General features: G+C 71.7%; 18 protein-coding genes and 1 pseudogene. 8 read left to right on the top strand and 11 right to left on the bottom strand.

Going from position 1 to position 21,214, the window contains the following annotated elements:
• Positions 1-35: 35 nt before the first annotated feature.
• Entirely contained in the window at positions 36-524 is a 489-nt protein-coding gene (locus ACIRR8_RS12120) for a DUF3180 domain-containing protein (protein ID WP_404062387.1), read from the top strand.
• Positions 525-953: 429 nt separating this feature from the next.
• On the opposite strand, the gene folE is transcribed toward ACIRR8_RS12120, so the two are convergent.
• From folE to dacB, 6 genes are all read right to left on the bottom strand, one after another.
• Positions 954-1,559 carry a GTP cyclohydrolase I FolE gene (gene folE / locus ACIRR8_RS12115; protein ID WP_404062600.1) on the bottom strand — a complete coding sequence of 202 codons (606 nt, stop codon included), beginning with the start codon at positions 1,557-1,559 and terminating at the stop codon, positions 954-956.
• A gap of 163 nt (positions 1,560-1,722) precedes the next feature.
• On the bottom strand, positions 1,723-3,783 hold the full coding sequence (gene ftsH / locus ACIRR8_RS12110; RefSeq protein ID WP_404062385.1) for an ATP-dependent zinc metalloprotease FtsH: 2,061 nt from the start codon (positions 3,781-3,783) through the stop codon (positions 1,723-1,725).
• A 186-nt stretch (positions 3,784-3,969) separates the two neighbouring features.
• The gene (hpt, locus tag ACIRR8_RS12105) at positions 3,970-4,509 is read right to left on the bottom strand and encodes a hypoxanthine phosphoribosyltransferase (protein ID WP_380952218.1); all 540 of its coding nucleotides are present in this window, start codon (positions 4,507-4,509) and stop codon (positions 3,970-3,972) included.
• A gap of 98 nt (positions 4,510-4,607) precedes the next feature.
• Positions 4,608-5,708 (bottom strand): tRNA lysidine(34) synthetase TilS, encoded by a 1,101-nt coding sequence (tilS, locus tag ACIRR8_RS12100; protein WP_404062382.1) that lies wholly within the window; start codon positions 5,706-5,708, stop codon positions 4,608-4,610.
• Between the two features lie 187 nt (positions 5,709-5,895).
• Positions 5,896-7,032: a zinc-dependent metalloprotease gene (locus ACIRR8_RS12095; protein ID WP_404062380.1), complete on the bottom strand. Its 1,137-nt coding sequence runs from the start codon at positions 7,030-7,032 to the stop codon at positions 5,896-5,898.
• Positions 7,033-7,112: 80 nt separating this feature from the next.
• A complete protein-coding gene (gene dacB, locus ACIRR8_RS12090; protein ID WP_404062377.1) occupies positions 7,113-8,603 on the bottom strand; it encodes a D-alanyl-D-alanine carboxypeptidase/D-alanyl-D-alanine-endopeptidase in 1,491 nt (496 codons plus the stop codon).
• Between the two features lie 86 nt (positions 8,604-8,689).
• Here dacB and ACIRR8_RS12085 point away from each other — a divergent pair, with 86 nt between their 5' ends.
• Complete coding sequence (locus tag ACIRR8_RS12085) at positions 8,690-9,184, top strand: inorganic diphosphatase (protein ID WP_018514302.1); 495 nt, start codon at positions 8,690-8,692, stop codon at positions 9,182-9,184.
• A gap of 176 nt (positions 9,185-9,360) precedes the next feature.
• Complete coding sequence (locus ACIRR8_RS12080) at positions 9,361-11,064, top strand: threonine/serine exporter ThrE family protein (protein ID WP_404062375.1); 1,704 nt, start codon at positions 9,361-9,363, stop codon at positions 11,062-11,064.
• Positions 11,065-11,160: 96 nt separating this feature from the next.
• Here the strand turns inward: ACIRR8_RS12080 and ACIRR8_RS12075 are convergent, their stop codons facing one another.
• Positions 11,161-11,868 carry a DedA family protein gene (locus tag ACIRR8_RS12075; protein ID WP_404062373.1) on the bottom strand — a complete coding sequence of 236 codons (708 nt, stop codon included), beginning with the start codon at positions 11,866-11,868 and terminating at the stop codon, positions 11,161-11,163.
• Between the two features lie 150 nt (positions 11,869-12,018).
• On the opposite strand from ACIRR8_RS12075, the gene ACIRR8_RS12070 reads away from it, so the two are divergent.
• From ACIRR8_RS12070 to ACIRR8_RS12055, 4 genes are all read left to right on the top strand, one after another.
• On the top strand, positions 12,019-12,384 hold the full coding sequence (locus tag ACIRR8_RS12070) for a YbjQ family protein (RefSeq protein ID WP_018514299.1): 366 nt from the start codon (positions 12,019-12,021) through the stop codon (positions 12,382-12,384).
• An 85-nt stretch (positions 12,385-12,469) separates the two neighbouring features.
• Positions 12,470-13,750: an ion channel protein gene (locus ACIRR8_RS12065; RefSeq protein ID WP_404062371.1), complete on the top strand. Its 1,281-nt coding sequence runs from the start codon at positions 12,470-12,472 to the stop codon at positions 13,748-13,750.
• A gap of 193 nt (positions 13,751-13,943) precedes the next feature.
• The gene (gene wrbA, locus ACIRR8_RS12060) at positions 13,944-14,567 is read left to right on the top strand and encodes an NAD(P)H:quinone oxidoreductase (protein WP_404062368.1); all 624 of its coding nucleotides are present in this window, start codon (positions 13,944-13,946) and stop codon (positions 14,565-14,567) included.
• Between the two features lie 80 nt (positions 14,568-14,647).
• Positions 14,648-16,075 carry a glutamate decarboxylase gene (locus ACIRR8_RS12055; RefSeq protein ID WP_404062365.1) on the top strand — a complete coding sequence of 476 codons (1,428 nt, stop codon included), beginning with the start codon at positions 14,648-14,650 and terminating at the stop codon, positions 16,073-16,075.
• A 136-nt stretch (positions 16,076-16,211) separates the two neighbouring features.
• Here the strand turns inward: ACIRR8_RS12055 and ACIRR8_RS12050 are convergent, their stop codons facing one another.
• From ACIRR8_RS12050 to ACIRR8_RS12035, 4 genes and pseudogenes are all read right to left on the bottom strand, one after another.
• Complete coding sequence (locus ACIRR8_RS12050; protein WP_404062362.1) at positions 16,212-17,045, bottom strand: ABC transporter permease; 834 nt, start codon at positions 17,043-17,045, stop codon at positions 16,212-16,214.
• Positions 17,042-18,045, bottom strand: a pseudogene (locus ACIRR8_RS12045) (ATP-binding cassette domain-containing protein). Before ACIRR8_RS12045 ends, ACIRR8_RS12050 begins: the two are co-directional and overlap by 4 nt.
• Before the next feature lie 78 nt (positions 18,046-18,123).
• The gene (locus tag ACIRR8_RS12040) at positions 18,124-18,765 is read right to left on the bottom strand and encodes a PadR family transcriptional regulator (protein ID WP_404062359.1); all 642 of its coding nucleotides are present in this window, start codon (positions 18,763-18,765) and stop codon (positions 18,124-18,126) included.
• A 42-nt stretch (positions 18,766-18,807) separates the two neighbouring features.
• Complete coding sequence (locus ACIRR8_RS12035) at positions 18,808-20,133, bottom strand: MFS transporter (protein ID WP_404062356.1); 1,326 nt, start codon at positions 20,131-20,133, stop codon at positions 18,808-18,810.
• A 65-nt stretch (positions 20,134-20,198) separates the two neighbouring features.
• Here ACIRR8_RS12035 and ACIRR8_RS12030 point away from each other — a divergent pair, with 65 nt between their 5' ends.
• On the top strand, positions 20,199-21,206 hold the full coding sequence (locus ACIRR8_RS12030; protein ID WP_404062353.1) for a GlxA family transcriptional regulator: 1,008 nt from the start codon (positions 20,199-20,201) through the stop codon (positions 21,204-21,206).
• The last annotated feature ends 8 nt before the right edge of the window (positions 21,207-21,214 follow it).

Genomic DNA, 21,214 nt, shown 5'->3' with positions numbered 1-21,214 from the left:
CAGCTGGCAGCAGGCGACGAAGGGCGGCTCACGCGGTGAAGCAACTACGGCTCGGGGTACTGGCGGGCCTCTTCGCCGCCGCCGGCATCCTCTCCTGGGGCGGCGCCCGCCTCTGGGACTCCCTCGGCACCCTCCCGAGCGTCCCGCTGGCCGCCTCGATCGTGCTTGCCGTGATCGCGGTGATCCTCCTGGCCACCGCCCTCTCCATTCGCACCCGCCTCCGCGCCCAGCGGGAGCGGCGCCCCGGTGCCAAGGGCGTCGAACCCCTGATGGCGGCGCGGGCGGTCGTCTTCGGCCAGGCGAGCGCCCTGGTCACCGCCCTGGTCGCCGGGATGTACGGCGGCACGGGCGTCTTCCTGCTCGGCTTCCTCGACGTCCCGCCCCGCCGCGACCAGGCCATCTACGCCGGCGCGGCGGTGGTGGCGGGCATCGGCGTCATCGCGGCCGCCTTCTTCCTGGAGCGCGTCTGCCGCCTCCCCGAGAACGGCGACAACGACGACGGCACGGGGGCGGCGGCCGCCTAGAGCGGCACCGGCCCGTCTCACCCCGCTTCCCGCACCAGGTGGCCGTGGACCAGGAAGGTGGGATACGGCCGGAGCCGGCAGCTGTACAGGGTGCGCGGTCTGCCCGGGGCGACGCCGGGCCGCACGGCCTGGACCGTCACCCAGCCCGGTCGCCTCGGTGAGACTGCGCGCGTACCGACCGGCGACCGCTTCGTCGTTCACGACGAGGGAGACGTAGTTCTTCCCCACCGTGCCGTCCGCACAGGTCGCGCCCACGAAGTAGCCGAACGCGTACCCCATCCGGAACGTGAGCCGTTCGCGGCAGGGCTTGCGGGCGTGGATCCGGGCGACGGCCCTCGGTAACCCGTGGTCCATGCGACGCTCCTCGGCCTGCTCACCACCTCAGGCCGAGGAGCGTATCGGGCACCACCGACAAAGCGGGCTGACAGGCTAGCGGGCCAGAATCAGGCTCATCGCCTCGGCGCGGGTGGAGGCATCGCGCAGCTGTCCCCGTACCGCCGACGTGGTCGTCTTCGCGCCCGGCTTGCGGATGCCGCGCACCGACATGCACATGTGCTCCGCCTCGATCACCACGATCGCTCCGCGCGCCTCCAGGATCCGCATGAGCGAGTCCGCCACCTGCGTGGTCAGGCGCTCCTGCACCTGGGGCCTGCGAGCGAAGACGTCGACCAGGCGGGCCAGCTTCGACAGGCCGGTGATCTTGCCGGAGTCGGCCGGGATGTAGCCGACGTGCGCGACGCCGTGGAAGGGCAGGAGGTGGTGTTCGCAGAGGGACATGATCTCGATGTCCTTCACCAGGACCATTTCGTCGTGTCCGAGGTCGAACGTCGTGGTCAGGACGTCCTCGGGCTCCTGGCGCAGACCCGCCAATATCTCCTTGTACGCCCGCGCCACCCGCCCCGGCGTCTCCCTGAGGCCCTCGCGGTCCGGGTCCTCTCCGACTGCGATGAGCAGTTCGCGTACGGCCGCCTCGGCCCGCTTCTCGTCGAAATCGCCGATCGAACCCTGGCCGTCCAGCGTCACCGGGTCGGTCATCTGTGCCTCGTTCCTCATGGCTGCCCCGTGCGCGGTTCGCACGTGGACATCGCCGGCATACGGAAAAGCCGCGCCCCCACAGGCTAAAACCTGGGGGGCGCGGCTTCCATTCCGGACCTGGTGAGCGCCCCGTGACGGAGGTCTCACCGGATGCGGTGCGGGTCTAGCTCTCGGGACGGTCCTCGGGGATCGCCTCCGGGGAGGGGGCGATGTCCTTGGTGAGGTCCGCCTTCGGGGCGATCTCCGGCGGGGTGGCCGAGCCGTTGGCGGTGGAGGCGCCGTTGGTGAGGGCCAGCTCCTTCGGAGAGAGCACCGGAGGCCGCGTCGACGGGGTGCGCCGGGCGGAGCCGGTCCACGCCGGGCGGGCGGGACGCTTGACGATCGGGGCGAAGATCTCCGCGATCTCGTCCTTGCCGAGCGTCTCCTTCTCCAGGAGTTCGAGCACGAGGGCGTCGAGGATGTCGCGGTTCTCGACGAGAATCTCCCACGCGTCGTTGTGGGCGCTCTCGATGAGCTTCTTGACCTCTTCGTCGACCAGCGCCGCGACCTCTTCCGAGTAGTCGCGCTGGTGGCCCATCTCGCGGCCCAGGAAGGGCTCCGAGTTGTCGCCGCCGAACTTGATCGCGCCGAGCCGCTCCGTCATGCCGTACTGCGTGACCATCGCGCGGGCCGTCGCCGTGGCCTTCTCGATGTCGTTGGCCGCGCCGGTGGTCGGGTCGTGGAAGACCAGCTCCTCGGCCGCGCGCCCGCCCAGCATGTACGCCAGCTGGTCGAGCATCTCGTTGCGCGTCGTGGAGTACTTGTCCTCCTCCGGGAGCACCATCGTGTAACCGAGGGCGCGGCCGCGGGAGAGGATCGTGATCTTGTGGACCGGGTCCGACTGAGGGGAGGCCGCCGCGACCAGGGCGTGTCCGCCCTCGTGGTACGCGGTGATCTTCTTCTCCTTCTCGGACATGATCCGGGTCCGCTTCTGCGGACCCGCCACGACGCGGTCGATGGCCTCGTCGAGACTCTCGTTGTCGATCAGCTTCTTGTCGCTGCGCGCCGTCAGGAGCGCGGCCTCGTTCAGCACGTTCGACAGGTCGGCACCGGTGAAGCCGGGCGTGCGGCGGGCGACGGCGCCGAGGTCGACGTCCTTCGCGACGGGCTTGCCCTTCTGGTGGACCTTGAGGATCTCCAGCCGGCCCAGCATGTCCGGGCGGTCGACCGCGATCTGCCGGTCGAAGCGTCCCGGGCGCAGGAGCGCCGGGTCGAGGATGTCCGGGCGGTTCGTGGCGGCGATCAGGATGACCCCGCCCTTCACGTCGAACCCGTCCATCTCGACGAGCAGCTGGTTGAGCGTCTGCTCACGCTCGTCGTGCCCGCCGCCCATGCCCGCACCGCGGTGCCGGCCGACGGCGTCGATCTCGTCGACGAAGACGATCGCCGGGGCGTTCGCCTTGGCCTGCTCGAAGAGGTCACGGACCCGGGAGGCACCGACACCGACGAACATCTCGACGAAGTCGGAGCCGGAGATCGAGTAGAACGGCACGCCCGCTTCGCCGGCGACGGCGCGTGCGAGCAGCGTCTTGCCCGTACCGGGCGGCCCGTAGAGCAGGACGCCCTTGGGGATCTTGGCGCCGACGGCCTGGAACTTCGCCGGCTCCTGGAGGAACTCCTTGATCTCGTGGAGCTCCTCGACCGCCTCTTCGGACCCCGCCACATCGGCGAAGGTCGTCTTCGGGGTGTCCTTGGTGATCAGCTTGGCCTTGGACTTGCCGAACTGCATGACCTTGGAGCCGCCGCCCTGCATCTGGTTCATCAGAAACAGGAAGACGACGACGATCAGGACGAAGGGCAGCAGCGAGAGGAGGATCGAGACGAACGGGGACTGCTTCGACGGCGAGACGGTGTAACCCTTCTCGATGTCACCCGCCTCGAACTTCTCCTGGAGCGTGTCGGCGAGCTGGACGCCCTGGTTGCCGATGTAGCTCGCCTGGAACTTGGTGCCGGACTCGCCGGCAAGCTTCTGGCCGTCCTTAAGTTCGATCTTGAGAATTTGCTCATCACCGGTGGTCAGCTTGGCCTGCTCCACCTGGTCCTTGCTGATCGCCTGGATCACCTTGGCGGTGTCCACCGTCTTGTAGCCGCCCGACGAGCCGACGACCTGCATCAACACGACCACGGCGAGGACGGCCAGCACGATCCACATGACCGGCCCACGGAAGTATCGCTTCACGTCCATCCATACGGAGCGAAGACGCCCCGTCCCTCCTGCCCGTAGGTAAATGCTGCTGTGTGTGAAAGCTCTGCTGGAAAAGAGTGCTCTTCGGACGGTACCCCAGCGAGGAGGCCCGCGACCGCTGCGTACGGCGGATAAACCCGCTTTCGAAGCTTCAACGGCCCGAAGGCCGCGAGGGTTCCCTGCCGGTCAGCCGCCGTAGACGTGCGGGGCGAGCGTGCCGACGAAGGGGAGGTTGCGGTACTTCTCGGCGTAGTCCAGGCCGTAGCCGACGACGAACTCGTTGGGGATGTCGAAGCCGATCCACTTCACGTCGATCGCGACCTTCGCGGCGTCCGGCTTGCGCAGCAGGGTGCAGACCTCCAGCGAGGCCGGCTCCCGGGAGCCCAGGTTGGACAGCAGCCAGGACAGCGTCAGACCGGAGTCGATGATGTCCTCGACGATCAGGACGTGCTTGCCCTTGATGTCGGTGTCCAGGTCCTTGAGGATCCGTACGACACCGGACGACTGGGTGCCCGCCCCGTACGAGGAGACGGCCATCCAGTCCATCGTGACGGGGGTGGACAGCGCGCGCGCCAGGTCCGCCATCACCATCACCGCGCCCTTGAGGACACCGACGAGGAGCAGGTCCTTGCCCGCGTACTCCGCGTCGATCTTCGCGGCCAGCTCGACGAGCTTCGCGTCGATCTCTTCCTTGGTGAGGAGCACCGACTGGAGGTCGCTGCCCATGTCCTTCTCGTTCACCCGCGTCTCTTTCTCGCCTGCCGGGCCCGGAGGTGTGCCCCGGGCCCGGTCCGGCTGTTCGCCTGCGGCTGGCCGCTCGCGCGTCAGCTCTGCCGAATGACCAGTCTGCCACCCTGCCGTCGGGCCTCGACGCGGCCGGGCAGGTTGATGGCCCCCTGGCCGCGCCAGCCGGTGATCAGGCGGTCGACTTCTTCGAGATGGCGGGCGAAGAGGGAGCCGGCCGGCGCCCCGGCCTCGATGACCGCCCGGCGCAGCACGCGGCGGCGGACGGCGGGCGGCAGGGCGTAGAGCTTGGCGCACTCCAGCCGGCCGGTCTCGTCGCGGACGGCGAGCTCGGCCTCTGCGGCCCAGGTGTCCAGCGCGTCGGCGTCGTCGCGGGAGAGCTGCGCCGTACGGGCGAGGGCTTCGACGACGCCTTTGCCGAGGGCCTTCTCCAGGGCGGGCAGGCCCTCGTGGCGGAGGCGGGAGCGGGTGTAGGCGGGGTCGATGTTGTGCGGGTCGTCCCAGACGGGGATCGACTGGACCAGGCAGGCCTTGCGGGCGGTCTGGCGGTCGAGCTGGAGGAAGGGGCGGCGGTAGCGGCCGGCCGGCCCGGAGGCGGCGGCCATGCCGGAGAGCGAGCGGATGCCGGAGCCGCGGGCGAGGCCGAGGAGGACGGTCTCGGCCTGGTCGTCACGGGTGTGGCCGAGCAGCACGGCGGCGGCGCCGTGGCGTTCGGCGGCGGCGTCCAGCGCGGCGTAGCGGGCGTCGCGGGCAGCGGCTTCGGGGCCGCCCTCGCGTCCGACGTGCACGGCGACGGCCTCGACGGGGTCGAGGTCCATGGCGGCGAGCCGGGTGACGACCTCGGCGGCCCGGAGGCCGGATCCCGGCTGGAGGTTGTGGTCGACGGTGATGCCGCCGGCCCGGACGTCGAGCTTGCGGGCCTCGAAGGCGAGGGCCGAGGCGAGCGCCATGGAGTCGGCGCCGCCGGAGCAGGCGACGAGGACGAGCGGGGCGGCGGGCCGCTCGGCGAGAGCGGGGCTGCTCGCCGTGCCGGCCTCGGCGTAGCGGGAGGCGGGCGCGGTGCGCCGGGCCGCTTCGGCGGGGCGGCCGGAGCCGTCGTGCCGGTGGAATTCGGTGAGGACGTCGTGGAGTACGCGGCGGACCGCCAGGCGTATCGCCGCGACCGCAGGATGGGGACCCATGTCCGGTGCCCTTCGTGAAGGTTCGGGAGGAGCGTCGAGCGCCGGAACGCGTGAGTCCCGTCACTCAGAGTGCGTCGATGGTGACAGAGGCAAGCTGTTCATCGAGCATTGCACGCCTTCCCATGCCCTCATGGTCCCCCGGATGGGTGATTGGAAGGCGGATTCCCGGCGGTGGGCCGGAAAAGGGTCACGATTCGGCCTTGCGGTGCACCCGCGCGACCCACTCGGCGGGTTTGGCGATCTCCGCCTTGGTGGGGAGGGTGTTGGGCGAGGTCCAGACGCGGTTGAAGCCGTCCATGCCGACCTCGTCGACGACCGATCGTACGAACTTCTCGCCGTCCTTGTACTGCCGGAGCTTGGCGTCCAGGCCGAGCAGTTTGCGCAGCGCCTGGTCGAGCCGGCCGGCGCCCTGGGCGCGGCGCTTCTGGAACTTCTCGCGGATCTCGGCGACGGAGCCGACGACCTCGGGGCCGACGCCGTCCATCACGTAGTCCGCGTGGCCTTCGAGGAGCGACATGACGGCGGTGAGGCGGCCGAGGACCTCGCGCTGGGCCGGGGTCTGGACGACGTCGACAAGGCTGCGGCCGCTGTCGTCGCCGCGTTCGCCTTCGGGCCGGCCGGCGCCGGAGAGGGACTGGGCGGCCTCGCGGAGCCGTTCCAGGAAGGTCATCGGGTCGACGTCGGTCTCGTCCAGGAATGACTGGATCTCGCCCTGGAGGTGGTCGCGGAGCCAGGGGACGCCGGTGAACTGGGTGCGGTGGGTCTCCTCGTGGAGCGCGACCCAGAGCCGGAAGTCGTGCGGGTCGACGTCGAGTTCCCGCTCGACGTGGACGATGTTCGGCGCGACGAGGAGCAGCCGTCCGCCGCCGTCGGCGGAGCCGGGCAGCTCGCGGGTGGCGGGGGCGAAGGTCTCGTACTGGCCGAGGATCCGGGAGGCGAGGAACGAGAGCAGCATGCCCAGCTCGACGCCGGTGACCTTGCCGCCGACCGCGCCGAGCACGGCGCCGCCGGGTCCGCCGGAGCGGCGGGCCTCCATCTTGGCGAGCAGCGGGCGGAGCAGTTCGCGGAAGCCGGCGACGTTGGCCTTGATCCAGCCGGCCCGGTCGACGACCAGGACCGGGGTGTCCTCCGGCTCGGTCCCTTCCGGGATCATCCGGGTGAAGCGGCGGACGTGCTCCTCGGAGGCCTTGGCGTGGCGCCGGAGCTCGGCGACGACGGCGCGGGCCTCCTCGCGGCTGATCTCGGGCCCGGGCCGCACCAGTCGTGTCGCGGTCGCGACCGCGAGGTTCCAGTCGACCATCTCTGCACCACCGATGCTCGTCATGCGTCAACCGTACGTGAGCGGCTCGCCCGGTGGTGGGGTCTTGTGCGGCTCTTCGGGTGGGGACTTCGAAGGAGCGGGGCTCAGCCGGCCGGTCCGGTGAGGGCTGCGGCCATGGCGTCGAGGGCTGCTTCGGCGTCGGCGGGTGCGGTGGAGCCGGCGGCGAGGAAGGCGAAGGCGAGCAGCCGGCCCTGAGGGTCGACGACGGTGCCGGAGAGGGCGTTGACGCCGCTGAGGGTGCCGGTCTTGGCGCGGATCAGGCCGGTGGCGGCGGTGGTGTCGGTGCCGTCCCGGTAGCGGGTGCTGAGGGTGCCGGTGAAGCCGGCGACCGGGAGGCCGGTGAGGACGGACCGCAGTCCGGGCCGCTCGGGGTCGGCGGCGCGGGCGAGCAGCGTGGTGAGGAGGGCCGGGGTGACCCGGCCCTCGCGGTCGAGTCCGCTGCCGTCCGCGAGGCGGGCTCCGGCGGTGGGCACCTGGAGCTTCTTGAGCTCGGTGGTGACGGCGCGGCGGGCGCCCGCGAAGTCGGCGCTCTCGCCCTTGGCGATGGCGGTCTGCCGGGCGAGGGCCTCGGCGATGTCGTTGTCGCTGTTGGTCAGGGTGCGCTCGACGAGGGCGGCGAGCGGGGCGGAGTGGTGGGTGGCGACGGTACGGGCCTTGCCGGGCGCGCGGGCCTCGCGGGGTTCGCCGGTGACCTCGGTGCCCGCCTTCTCCAGCTGGGCGGCGAAGGCGCGGGCGGCGTCGCCGGCCGGGTCGTCGCTGCGGGTGGCGGGGCCGCGGTCGGTGTCGTCGAGCCGTCCCTCGTCGACCATCAGGGCGGTGACGGGCGCGAGGTTGGGGTTCTTGCCGATGGGGTGGCGCTCCGGGCCGGTGTAGCGGGAGGTGTCGTACGTGAGCCGTACGCCGGTGGCGTCGGCCTCCGCGACCGCGCGCGCCGCGGAGGCGGCCAGGGACTTCAGGGCGGCCGGGGTCAGGGTGGGGTCGCCGCCGCCGACGAGGGTGAGGGTGCGGGCGTCCTCGGAGAGCCGGACCGTGGTGGCGATGCGGTGGTCGGGGCCGAGGGCGGAGAGCGCGGCGGCGGCGGTGGCGATCTTGACGGTGGAGGCCGGGGTCATCGGGGTGGCCGCGTCCTGCCCGTACAGCTGCTTGCCGGTGGCGGTGTCGACGACGGAGGCGGCGACCTCGGTGCCGAGTTCGGGTGCGCCGATGAGCGGGGCGAGGGCGGTGCGCAGACTCGCCGGGTCCTGCGGGGCGGAACGGGTGACGGTGTCGAGCGCGCCGAGGACGGCGGGGGCGCTGGGGGCCGGTTCGGGGGCGCCGGGGAGCCTGCGGCCGTGATGTACGCCACCTGTGGGGTGCTCGGCGGCTGCGAGCTGCCGCTCGGCCTTACGCTGACCGTTGTCCCAGGGACCGGCGGCGAGGACGGCGCCGGTGGCCACGACCAGGCCGAGCACGGCGGAGCCTGCGACGACCAGCCAGGTGTCGGACCCGTTGCGCTTGCTCTCGCTCTTCAGGTTCCTGATCCGGCCCCACGGGTCCGACGGGCGGTTCGACGGTTCTTCCACCGGCTCGGCCACCGTTGACCAGCCCCTTTCGCGAGCACTCTTCTGCGTGGGGGACACTTAATCACCCGTCGTATGTGTTGATCATGGAGGAGCCACCCGTGGAGTTCGACGTCACCATCGAGATCCCGAAGGGTTCGCGGAACAAGTACGAGGTGGACCACGAGACCGGTCGGATCCGCCTGGACCGTCGACTCTTCACCTCGACCAGCTACCCGGCCGACTACGGCTTCGTCGAGAACACCCTCGGCGAGGACGGCGACCCGCTGGACGCGCTGGTCATCCTGGACGAGCCGACCTTCCCCGGCTGCCTCATCAAGTGCCGCGCCATCGGCATGTTCCGGATGACGGACGAGGCCGGCGGCGACGACAAGCTGCTGTGTGTCCCGGCGTCGGACCCGCGGGTGGAGCACCTGCGCGACATCCACCACGTGTCGGAGTTCGACCGCCTGGAGATCCAGCACTTCTTCGAGGTCTACAAGGACCTGGAGCCGGGCAAGTCCGTCGAGGGCGCCGACTGGGTCGGCCGTACCGAGGCGGAGGCCGAGATCGAGGCCTCGTACAAGCGTCTTGAGGCGCAGGGCGGCAAGCACTGACGTCCCTCTTCCGGTTCCGCTTGTGAGCCGGACGGCCGTACGGGAACGGGCGGCACACCTTCACGGGTGTGCCGCCCGTTCCGCTGTGCGCACCGTCTCGTCATGCGGCGGTCATGCCGGTGGCCATACTGGGCACACGTGCGCCCGGAAGATCAGCCGAGGAGGAGCGAGGTCGAGTGGTGGCGGAATCGGGCGGTCCGGAGGACCAGAAGCCCCAGTCCGACGAGGCACGGAGCGCTTTCGCCCCGCCTGCCGGGACGATGCAGCCGGTGTCGCCGCCCGAGGACGACCATCCGACGTCGGAGTTCGCGATCCCGACCGGGGTTCACCCAGAGGCGAGCGGAGCCGGTGGTTCCGGTGGCGGCTTCACCGGCGGCCCGAACTCGGACACACTGAGTTCCGCTTTCACCCCGCCGAGCTCCTACAACGCCCAGCAGGCGCCGCCCGCGTTCACCCCGGCGCAGGGCATTCCGATGGTCAAGCTGACCAAGGAGGCGCCCTGGCAGGACCGGATGCGCACGATGCTCCGGATGCCGGTGACCGAGCGCCCGGCCCCGGAGTCCGTCCAGCGCACCGACGACGACACCGGTCCCGCCGTACCGCGCGTGCTCGACCTGACGCTCCGTATCGGCGAGCTGCTGCTGGCGGGCGGCGAGGGCGCCGAGGACGTCGAGGCGGCGATGTTCGCGGTGACCCGGTCGTACGGGCTCGACCGCAGCGAGCCGACCGTGACCTTCACGCTGCTGTCCATCTCGCACCAGCCCTCGCTGGTCGACGACCCGGTGACGGCGAGCCGTACCGTACGCCGCCGGGGCACCGACTACACCCGGCTGGCGGCCGTCTTCCGGCTGGTCGACGACATCACCAGCGAGGACGCCGAGGTCTCGCTGGAGGAGGCCTACCGGCGGCTCGCGGAGATCCGGCGCAACCGGCACCCGTACCCAGGATGGGTCCTGACGGCGGCCGCCGGGCTGCTCGCCGGTTCGGCCTCCGTGCTGGTCGGCGGTGGTGTGCTGGTCTTCATCGTGGCGGCGGCGGGCGCGATGCTCGGCGACCGGCTGGCGTGGCTCTGCGCCGGGCGCGGGCTGCCGGAGTTCTACCAGTTCACGGTGGCCGCGATGCCGCCGGCCGCGATGGGGGTGGCGCTGACGCTGACCCATTCGACGGACATCCGCCCGTCCGCGGTGATCACCGGTGGACTCTTCGCGCTGCTGCCGGGACGGGCGCTGGTGGCGGGGGTGCAGGACGGTCTGACCGGCTACTACATCACCGCCTCCGCCCGCCTCCTGGAGGTCATGTACTTCTTCATCGGGATCGTCGCGGGCGTGCTGATCGTGCTGTACCTGGGGCTGCAGCTGGGGGCGCAGCTCAATCCGGAGGCCCGGTTCTCGCCGTACGACGAGCCGGCGGTGCAGATCCTGGCGTCGATGGCGCTGAGCCTGGCCTTCGCGGTGCTGCTCCAGCAGGAGCGCCACACCGTGCTGGCGGTCACCCTCAACGGCGGTGTGGCCTGGATCATCTTCGGCGCGATGGCCCGGACCGGACACATCTCGCCGGTCGCGGCGACGGCGGTGGCGGCCGGTCTGGTGGGCCTGTTCGGCCAGCTGTTCTCGCGCTACCGGTTCACCTCCTCGCTGCCGTACATCACGGCGGCGATCGGTCCGCTGCTGCCCGGTTCCGCGACGTACTTCGGTCTGCTGGGCGTGGCGCAGAACGAGCTGGACGCCGGGCTCGCCTCGCTGTCCACGGCCGTCGCGACGGCGCTGGCCATCGCGATCGGGGTGAACCTGGGGAGCGAGGTCTCGCGGCTGTTCATGGGGGCGCCGGGCGCGGTCGGCGGGGCGAGCCGCCGGGCGGCGAAGCGGACCAGGGGGTTCTAGTCCGGCGTACGAGAGAGCCGCCCCTCCCCGCAGGTTCGGGGAGGGGCGGCTCTCGTACGCGTACGTACGGGAAGGAGGCGGCCGTACGGGAAGGGGTCAGCGCTTGGCGTGGCGGCCGCGGCCGGTGGCCGGGGGGGCCGGCGGGCCGTCGGGGGTGCCGAGCGCCTCGGCGGCGGCCGCCTTCTTGCTCTGGCTGCGGGCGCGCAGGACCTCGACCACGATCGGCAGCACGGAGAGCAGCACGATCAGGATGAGGATCTTCTCGATGTGCTCGTGCACGAAGTCGATCTTGCCGAGCATCGCGCCGAGCACCGTGACGCCCACGCCCCACAGGAGTGCGCCGACGACGTTGTAGATGACGAACAGGCGGTAGTTCATCCGGCTGACGCCCGCGATGATCGGCGTGAACGTCCGCACGATCGGCACGAACCGTGCCAGGACCAGCGACTTCGGTCCGTGCTTCTCGAAGAATACGTGGGCCTTCTCGACGTTCTCCTGCTTGAAGAGGCGGGAGTCCGGGCGCTTGAAGAGGGCCGGGCCGACCTTGCGGCCGAAGAGATAGCCGACCTGGTCGCCGAGGATCGCGGCGACGGCGATCAGCGTGCAGACGAGCCAGAGCGGGTACTTCAGCTGTCCTGTGGTCACCAGCAGCCCCGTGGTGAACAGCAGGGAGTCGCCGGGCAGGAAGAAGCCGATCAGGAGTCCGGACTCGGCGAAGACGATGAGAAGAAGGCCGGGGAGGCCGAACGTATTGAGCAGATAGTCCGGGTCCAGCCAGCTCGGGCCGAGCGCAAGCGTATTCAAGGGTCCGGGCTCCAGGATGTGTGCGATGGCGGCTCTGTAGGCCGCCCCAAGCTATCAACGCCCGGTGAACGCCCTTGGTTCCAGTGGCGGACAGCGGGAATGCGCATCCTACGGAGCAGGGTGAGGCTGACCACAGGAGGTGCCACAAACATGGGCATTGAGGATTTCGGCGGCGGCCAGACGGCCCAGGCGGACGTGCTGGTCGTCACCACCAATGACGTGCCGGGCTACCAGGTGACGCAGGTCATCGGTGAGGTCTTCGGCCTGACCGTGCGGTCGCGCCACCTCGGCAGCCAGATCGGCGCCGGGCTGAAGTCGATGATCGGCGGCGAGCTGAAGGGGCTGACCAAGACCCTGGTCGAGACCCGTAACCAGGCGATGGAACGGCTGGTGGAGCAGGCGCGGGCGCGCGGCGCCAACGCGGTCCTGATGATGCGGTTCGACGTGTCGGAGGCGGCGGACGTGGGGACGGAGGTCTGCGCGTACGGGACGGCGGCGGTGATCAGCAAGGTGTGACCCCCGGGGGCGGAGCGGTGAGGCGCGGTTTCTCTGGAGCCCGAATTGGGGCGGTTTAGCCGTTTCGTCGCCCTAGGGTGAGCCGGTGGCTCCCGAATCCCCCGCACTTCCCCACCCCCCGGCCGCTCCCGCCCGCCGGCTCCTGCCGCTCGTCGCGCCCGCGATCGTCGTCGGCATCGCCTGCGCGCTGATCCTGCTCGGTGTCAGTCTCCTGGCGGAACAGCTCCAGGACGTGCTCTGGGAGACCCTGCCCGACACGCTCGGCGTGGGGAGGTTCTCCTCGCTCTGGATGATCGTCATGCTCACCGCGACCGGGCTCGCGGTGGGCCTGGTCCTGCGGGCCGCACCCGGGCACGGCGGGCCCGATCCGGCCACCACCGGGCTGGTGGACGAGCCGATGCGGCCGGGCGTCGTCCCGGGGCTCCTCCTGGTGACCGTCCTCGCGCTGGCGGGCGGGGTGAGCCTCGGGCCGGAGAACCCGATCACCGCCGCCAACATCGCGCTCGCCTACTGGCTCGGCCGCCGCGCCGCGCCGGGCGCACCCGCCGAGCTCTGGGTGGTGCTCGCGGCGGCCGGGACGATCGGCGCCCTCTTCGGCACGCCGATCGCCGCCGCGCTGATCCTCTCCGAGACGCTGGCCTCGCAGCCGGGCCCCGGCGCGTTCTGGGACCGGCTCTTCGCGCCGCTGGCCGCCGGTACCGCCGGCGCGCTGACCATGTCGCTGATCGCGGAGCCCAGCTTCGACCTCTCGCTGCCCGCCTACTCCGGACCGCACTGGGGCGACCTGCTCGCCGCTCTCCTGATCGCCTCGGCCGGGGCGCTGCTGGGTCTGCTGGCGGTGTACGCGTTCCCGGTGGCGCACCGGGTCTTCCACGCGCTGCGGCAGCCGGTGCTCACGCTGACCGCCGGCGGGCTGGTGCTGGGGCTGCTCGGGGCGCTGGGCGGCCATCTGACGCTCTTCAAGGGGCTGGAGGAGGTGAAGGAGATCACCGGTGACCCGGACGGGTGGTCGGCCGGGGAGTTCGCGGTGATGGCGGTGGTGAAGGCGGCGGCCCTGGTGGTGGCGGCGACCTGCGGCTTCCGGGGCGGGCGGATCTTCCCGGCGGTCTTCGTGGGCGTGGCGCTCGGGCTCTGCGCACATGCGCTGGTCGACGCCGTGCCACCGGCGCTCGCGGTCTCCTGCGCGGTCCTGGGCGTGCTGCTCGCCGTCTCCCGGCAGGGGTGGCTGAGCCTGTTCACGGCGGCGGTGCTGGCCGGCGACGCGTCCGTACTGCCGATGCTCTGCGCCGCCACCCTGCCCGCCTGGCTGCTGGTGACCGGGCGGCCCCAGATGCTGCTGGACGCGGAGGGCAAGGCGCTGCGGTGAGGCGAGGGCCGTAGGCGTACGGGGCGGGAGCCTCCGGCGTACGGGGCCGAGGGCCGAAGGCGTACGAGGCCGAGGGCCGTAGCCGTACGGGGTCGGGGCGTCCGGCGCGCCGGGTGCGGTGGATATCCGTATCGTCGCTTTCGTACCACTAAGCACCGTTCAGCCCTGCTGCTGTCCCGACGGAGGTCCCCGCATGTCCACGCCCGTCAACGTCGCCGTCATCTACTACTCGTCCACCGGCACCATCACCACCATCGCCCGGGCCATCGCCGAGGACGCCGAGCGGGCCGGGGCGCAGGTGCGGCTGCGGCGGGCGGCCGAGCTCGCTCCGCAGACGGCGATCGACTCCAACCCGGCGTGGGCCGCCAACATCGCGGCGACGGCCGACATCCCCGAGGTCTCGCCGGACGACATGGTCTGGGCGGACGCGGTGATCTTCGGTTCGCCGACCCGGTACGGGAACGTCACCGCGCAGCTCAAGCAGTTCATCGACACGCTCGGCGGGCTCTGGCAGTCCGGGCAGCTGGCCGACAAGGTCTACAGCGGCTTCACCGCCAGCGCCACCGCCCACGGCGGCCAGGAGTCCACGCTGCTCGCGCTCTACAACACGATCCACCACTTCGGCGGCATCCTCGTCGCCCCCGGGTACACCGACCCGTCGAAGTTCGCCGACGGCAACCCGTACGGCACCTCGCACGTGTCCGGGCAGGGCGACCTCCCGGTCGGTGAGGTGACGCTGACCGCCGCCCGGGTGCAGGCCGAGCGGGTCGTGAAGTTCACCCGGGCGCTGAAGGCCGGACTGGCCGCCGAGGGCTGAGAGACCCGAGAGCCGAGAGCCCCCAGAGCCCCCAGAGCCGACAGCCCGAGAAGCCGAGAGCTGAGGAAGAGGACTCCCCCATGCCGCTCCACCGAGGCGCCCACCCGCAGCAGGACGAACCCTCCGAGGAGCAGCGCAGGCTCGCCCTCAACCCCTTCTACGGCGAGGCCGATCCGACGGCGGCGATGAACACCGCGCCGCCCCGGCACCGGCTCCCGGACGGGCCGCTGCCGCCGATGACGGCGTACCGGCTGGTCCATGACGAGCTGATGCTCGACGGCAACTCCCGGCTCAACCTGGCCACCTTCGTCACCACCTGGATGGAGCCGCAGGCCGGGGTGCTGATGGGTGAGTGCCGGGACAAGAACATGATCGACAAGGACGAGTACCCGCGCACCGCCGAGCTGGAGCGGCGCTGTGTGGCGATGCTCGCCGACCTGTGGAACGCGCCCGATCCGGCGACCGCCGTGGGGTGTTCGACCACCGGGTCGAGCGAGGCGTGCATGCTGGCCGGGCTCGCCCTCAAGCGCCGCTGGATGAAGCGGAACGCGGACCGGTATCCCTCGGCCGCCCGGCCCAATCTGGTGATGGGCGTCAACGTGCAGGTCTGCTGGGAGAAGTTCTGCAACTTCTGGGAGGTGGAGGCCCGGCAGGTCCCGATGGACGGCGAGCGCTTCCACCTCGACCCGCAGGCCGCCGCCGAGCTGTGCGACGAGAACACGATCGGCGTCGTCGGGATCCTGGGCTCCACCTTCGACGGTTCCTACGAGCCCGTCGCGGACCTGTGCGCGGCCCTGGACGCCCTCCAGGAGCGCACCGGCCTCGACATCCCGGTCCATGTCGACGGCGCGTCCGGCGCGATGGTGGCGCCCTTCCTCGACCCGGAGCTGGTGTGGGACTTCCGGCTGCCGAGGGTGTCGTCGATCAACACCTCGGGCCACAAGTACGGGCTGGTCTACCCGGGCGTCGGCTGGGCGCTGTGGCGTACGGCGGACGAGCTGCCGGAGGAGCTGGTGTTCCGGGTCAACTACCTGGGCGGCGACATGCCGACGTTCGCGCTGAACTTCTCGCGGCCGGGCGCGCAGGTGGTGGCGCAGTACTACACGTTCCTGCGCCTGGGCCACGACGGCTACCGCGCGGTCCAGCAGGCCTCCCGGGACGTGGCGTGCGGGCTGGCCCGGGCGGTGGAGGAGCTGGGCGACTTCCGACTCCTCACCCGGGGCGACGAGTTGCCGGTCTTCGCCTTCACGACGACCGCGGACGTCCACGCGTACGACGTGTTCGACGTCTCCCGCCGGCTGCGGGAGCGCGGCTGGCTGGTCCCGGCCTACACCTTCCCGGCCAACCGGCAGGACCTGTCGGTGCTGCGGGTGGTGTGCCGCAACGGCTTCTCCTCCGACCTGGCCGCGCTGCTGGTCGAGGACCTGAAGCTGCTGCTCCCCGAACTGCGGTCGCAGAAGCACCCGTCGAGCCACGACCGGAAGGCCGCCACGGCCTTCCACCACTGAGAGGATTTCAGGAGTCGCCGCGGGGCGGGTCCCGGACGACCCTGCGGTCACGGGGGCCGTGGAGCAGGCCGGGGGTCTCCAGCAGAGGCGGCACGGGCCGTCGCCCCGGCGGGTGGTCCGCCGCCACCGCCCGCCGCTACCTGCTGAGCCGTGCGAACTTGCCCACCGCCAGCGGGAAGAACACCGCGATGATCGCCACCGGCCAGAGGAACGCGAGGAGTTGGGCGTGCTCCGCGGCCCAGGAGCCGGTCGCGCCGCCCGGGTTGCCGAACAACTCCCGTACGGCGGTGGCGGTCGCGGACATCGGGTTCCACTCGACCACCGTGCCCAGCCAGCCCGGCATCGACGCCGGTGCGGCGAAGACGTTGGAGAGGAAGCCGACCGGCCAGACCAGGATCTGGACCGCCTGCACCAGCTCGGGCCGGCCCGCCACCATGGCCAGGTGGATGCCGACCCAGAGCATCGCGAACCGGAGGAGGAGCAGCAGCCCCACCGCGCCGAGGGCGGCCGTCGCCCCGTCGTGCCAGCGCCAGCCGACCGCGTAGCCGACCCCGCCCATCACCGCGAGAGCCGCCGTCGACTGGAGCATGTCCGCGGCGCTGCGGCCGACCAGGACCGCGCCCGGGACCATCGGCAGCGAGCGGAACCGGTCGATGACGCCCTTGTCCAGGTCCTGGGTCACCGCGAGCATCGTGCTCTCCAGGCCGAAGGCCATGGTCAGCGCGAGCATCCCGGGGACCAGGAACTCGGTGGGATCGCCCGCCACGCCCCGGCCGCCGCCGACCAGGTACGTGAACATCAGGAGCAGCATCACCGGGAAGGCCAGGCCCACGACCACCGCGACGGGCTGCCGGGCCCAGTGGGCGAGTTCGCGGCGGGTCATGGTCCAGCAGTCGGCCAGGGCCCAGGTGAGCCGGCCGCCTCCTCCAGGTGCCGTGGTCAGGTCGTCGACCGCTGTCGTCGCGCTCATGCCGCCGCCTCCGTCGTCTCGCGTACCGCCTGGTCGCCGGCGGGCTCTCCGGCCCCGGCGGGCCGCTCTCCGGCTCCCGGTCCTCCCGTCAGCGACAGGAACACCTCATCCAGCGTCGGGCGGCGCACCGCGATGTCCTCCGCCTCGATGCCCGCCTCCTGAAGCGCCCGGACCGCTCCGGTCAGGGCGCCATCCGGTCCGGGGCCGGGGCGCTGATCAGGCGGCGGTCCGGGTCGAGCGCCGGCGCCTCTGCGCCCAGCAGCGCGGCCGCCTCCGCCAGCCGGGCCGCGTCGCGCAGGACGATGTCGATGCGGTCGCCGCCGACGAGCGCCTTGAGCTGGTCGGCGGTGCCTTCGGCGGCGGCCCTGCCCCCGTCGATCAGCGAGATCCGGTCGGCCAGCTGATCCGCCTCCTCCAGATACTGCGTGGTCAGCAGGACGGTGGTGCCGCCGCCGACCAGCGACCGTACGGCGGCCCAGACCTCGGCCCGGCCGCGCGGGTCCAGGCCGGTGGTGGGCTCGTCCAGGAAGAGGACCGCCGGTTCGGTGATCAGCGAGGCGGCCAGGTCGAGCCGTCTGCGCATCCCGCCGCTGTACTGCCTGACCGCCTTACGTCCGGTGTCCGCGAGCCCGAACCGCTCCAGGAGCTCGTCCGCCCGGCTGCCCGCCCGGCGTGCGCCCAGGTGGTACAGCCGCCCGAACATCTCCAGGTTCTGCCGGCCGCCGAGCTGCTCGTCCACCGCCGCGTGCTGGCCGAGCAGGCCGATCCTCCGCCGCACGTCGGACGCCCGTTCGCGGACGTCGAGCCCGGCCACGGTGACCCGGCCCGCGTCGGGGCGCAGCAGCGTCGACATGATCCGTACGGCGGTGGTCTTGCCCGCCCCGTTGGGGCCGAGCACCGCGTGGACGGTGCCGGCTCCGACCGCGAGGTCCAGCCCGTCGAGGGCACGCTTCTCGCCGTACCTCTTGTGCACGCCGTCCAGGACGATCGCTTCGGTCACGTTCCCCGCCATCCTTCTGTAGTCAAACTTGACTAGAAGCTCGAAGGTAAACCCAGTTCTGCCATTCGTCAAACTTGATTAGTCGTTGTCCCCGGGGTCCGGGACGCCCGTCGCGTACGGGTTCTCCTCACCCTCCGCCAGCACCCCGACGAACGGCTCGCCCTCACCGTGGAAGGTGTACGCGCCGCCCTCGATCCGCTCGATCAGGCCGCGGGTCCACTCCGCGCCCGCGTCGGCCGAGTGCACCCACAGGTTCATGATCTCGCCGATGTGGCCGAGGGATTCCGGGCCCGCCTCAGGCGTGTAGTACTCGGTGACCGAGGCCCGCCACTCCGCCATGCCCTCCACCCGCTCCTTGAGCAGCGCGACCGCCTCCTCGCGGGGCAGGTCCACGATGAACCCGATCGCCGCCGAGAGGACGTCGAGATCCTGGTCGTAGGAGCGGATGGCGTCGCGCAGCAGGGTGCGGTACTCCGCGAGCCCCTCCTCCGTGACCTCGTACTCGGTACGCGGCGGGCCGCCGGCCGTGGACGGGGCCGTCTCGTGCGCGAGGAGCAGTCCCTGCTTCGCCATCTGCTTCAGCGCGTGGTAGATCGACCCGGGCTTGGCGTTGGACCACTCGTGCGCGCCCCAGTACTCCAGGTCGTTGCGGACCTGGTAGCCGTGCGCGCGGCCGTGCATGCGCACCGCGCCGAGGACCAGCAGCCGGATTGCGGACATGGCACCCATCCATCCCGTCCCGGGGCTCGGATCCCGGGCTTCCTATTCAACTTTGACTAGGGTAGCCCGTACGGTCGTGGCCAGCAGCGCCGCGACCAGGCATCCGGCACCGAGCGCGGCCCACACCACGTCGTACGCACCGAACACGTCCCGTGCCGTCGCGCCGAGGAAGGCCGAGGCACCCGCGCCCAGTTGGTGGGCGGCGTTGGTCCAGCCGAAGACGATGGGGCCGTCGGCCCCGTACGCGCGGCGGCAGAGTTCGATCACCGGCGGCACGGTCGCCACGTCGACCAGGCCGTAGACGAACACGAAGAGGAGCATCGGGGCCGTCACCGCCGAGGAGAACAGCGCGGGCAGAGCGAGCAGGGCCAGCGCCCGGACCGCGAAGCAGACGGCCAGCAGGCGGCGCGGGTCGAAGCGGTCGGTCAGCCAGCCGGAGAGGAGCGCGCCGAGAGCGGAGAAGACCCCGATCAGCGCGAGCAGCGAGGCCGCCGCCGTCGGCCTCATGCCGTGATCGTGTGCGGCAGGGGCCCAGTTGGACCACATGATGCCGTTGGTGGAGGCGCCGCAGAGGACGAACATCCCGGCCAGCAACCAGAACGGGCGGGTGCGCAGAGCGCCGGAGAGTACCTTCAGCGTACGGGTCGCGGCCCCGGGGGAAGGGGGCGGCGCGGGCACGAACTCCGTTGCTCCGTAAGGCTTTACGCCGATATCGGCCGGGTGGTCGCGGAGCGCCAGGAACACCAGGGCGGCGACGGCGAGCGCCACGAGCGCCAGGGTCACCACCGGTGGCCGCCAGCCGTGCCGCTCCACGGCCCCGGCGAGCAGCGGCAGGAAGAGCAACTGGCCCAGGTGGCTGGAGGAACTGAGCGCGCCCGCGACCAGGCCGCGGCGCCGGTCGAACCAGCGGGCGGTGACACCGGCCGCGAACGTCATGGTGAGGCAGCCACTGCCGAGGCCGGTCAACACACCCCAGTACGCGACCAGTTGCCACGGCTCGGTCATGAAGCCGGTGAGTACGGCGCCCGCCGCGACGAGCAGCAGCGCCCCGCCGGCCACCCGGCGCGCGCCCACCCGGTCCATCAGGGCCGCCGCGAAGGGCGCGGTGAGGCCGAACAGGACCATGTTGACGGAGGCGGCGAGCGCGACCTGGCCCCGCTCCCAGGCGAACTCCTCGTGCAGCGGCGCCACCAGGAGTCCGGGCACGGTGGTGAACGCCCCTGCGGTGACGACGGCCGCGCCCGCGACGGTGGCGATCAGCCAGGCGCGGTGGAGGCGGCGGGCCGGCGCGGTGGTCCGGTCCGGGGTCTGTTCCGCGCTCCGGTCCGGGGTCTGTTCCGTGGTCTCTTCGGGCGTTGACGGGGCCATGGGACCAGCCTGGCGACCGGCGGCCCGCCGCTGCGAGTGTCCAGATGGACCAGGTGCGCAAGAATATGGCCATGCCCACGGTCTTCACCCATCCCGGGCGGCACCGCGTCGCCGTCCTCGCCCGTGCCGTCCTGCTCCCCATCGAGCTCGGCATCGTCCACCAGCTCTTCGGCCAGGCCGGAGCGGGCGGCTCGGTGGACGGGGAGCCGCTGTACGAGGTCGTCACCTGCTCGCTCCGGCCGGGTGACGTGCGTACGGACGGCGACTTCACGGTGGCGGTCCGGCACGGGCCGGAGGCGCTGGCCGAGGCCGACACGGTGATCGTCCTGTCGTCGTACGAGGACTACGCGCAGGACACTCCGACGCTCGCGGCCCCGCTCGCCGAGGCCTTCGCCCGGATCCGGCCCGGCACCCGGGTGGCCTCGATCTGCACCGGCGCCTTCGTGCTGGCATCCGCCGGACTGCTCGACGGCCGCACCGCGACCACGCACTGGCGGTACACGGAGCTCTTCGGCCGGCTGTTCCCCCGGGTCCGACTCGATCCCGACGTGCTCTACACGGACGGCGGCGATGTCCTGACCTCGGCCGGATGCGCCTCCGGCATCGACCTGTGCCTGCACATGATCCGGCGCGACCACGGGACGGCCGTCGCGGGCGACGTGGCCCGGCGGACCGTCGTACCGCCTCACCGCGAGGGCGGGCAGGTGCAGTACATCCGGCGGCCCGTGCCGCCACCGGCCTCGTCCGGCACCGCAGCCGCCCGCGCGTGGGCCCTGCGGCGGCTCCAGGACCCCATCACACTGGGGCAGTTGGCGGCCCGCGAGGTCATGAGCGTACGGAACTTCAACCGGCGCTTCCGTGAGGAGGTCGGCACCACTCCGATGACCTGGCTCAACCAGCAACGCGTCGAACTGGCGCGGGAGTTGCTGGAGGAGTCCGATCTGGCCGTCGAGCAGGTGGCCGAGCGGACCGGGCTCGGGTCGGCGGCCAACCTGCGACGGCACTTCCAGGAGGCGCTGGGCGTCTCGCCGAGCGCCTACCGTACGACGTTCCGCGGGCCGCCGGCCCGGTGAGGCGGCGG

Source organism: Streptomyces sp. NPDC101178 (assembly GCF_044767965.1).
Taxonomy (GTDB): Bacteria; Actinomycetota; Actinomycetes; order Streptomycetales; family Streptomycetaceae; genus Streptomyces.
Note: the sequence above shows the minus strand (reverse complement) of the source record. Positions and strands in the feature narration are given on the sequence as shown.

Coding starts and splice junctions, on each gene's coding strand:
- folE (WP_404062600.1), bottom strand. CDS start 1,559: ATGACCGACCCGGTGACGCTGGACGGCCAGGGTTCGATCGGCGATTTC.
- ftsH (WP_404062385.1), bottom strand. CDS start 3,783: ATGGACGTGAAGCGATACTTCCGTGGGCCGGTCATGTGGATCGTGCTG.
- hpt (WP_380952218.1), bottom strand. CDS start 4,509: ATGGGCAGCGACCTCCAGTCGGTGCTCCTCACCAAGGAAGAGATCGAC.
- tilS (WP_404062382.1), bottom strand. CDS start 5,708: ATGGGTCCCCATCCTGCGGTCGCGGCGATACGCCTGGCGGTCCGCCGC.
- ACIRR8_RS12095 (WP_404062380.1), bottom strand. CDS start 7,032: ATGACGAGCATCGGTGGTGCAGAGATGGTCGACTGGAACCTCGCGGTC.
- ACIRR8_RS12070 (WP_018514299.1), top strand. CDS start 12,019: ATGGGCATTGAGGATTTCGGCGGCGGCCAGACGGCCCAGGCGGACGTG.
- wrbA (WP_404062368.1), top strand. CDS start 13,944: ATGTCCACGCCCGTCAACGTCGCCGTCATCTACTACTCGTCCACCGGC.
- ACIRR8_RS12055 (WP_404062365.1), top strand. CDS start 14,648: ATGCCGCTCCACCGAGGCGCCCACCCGCAGCAGGACGAACCCTCCGAG.
- ACIRR8_RS12050 (WP_404062362.1), bottom strand. CDS start 17,045: ATGAGCGCGACGACAGCGGTCGACGACCTGACCACGGCACCTGGAGGA.
- ACIRR8_RS12040 (WP_404062359.1), bottom strand. CDS start 18,765: ATGTCCGCAATCCGGCTGCTGGTCCTCGGCGCGGTGCGCATGCACGGC.
- ACIRR8_RS12035 (WP_404062356.1), bottom strand. CDS start 20,133: ATGGCCCCGTCAACGCCCGAAGAGACCACGGAACAGACCCCGGACCGG.
- ACIRR8_RS12030 (WP_404062353.1), top strand. CDS start 20,199: ATGGCCATGCCCACGGTCTTCACCCATCCCGGGCGGCACCGCGTCGCC.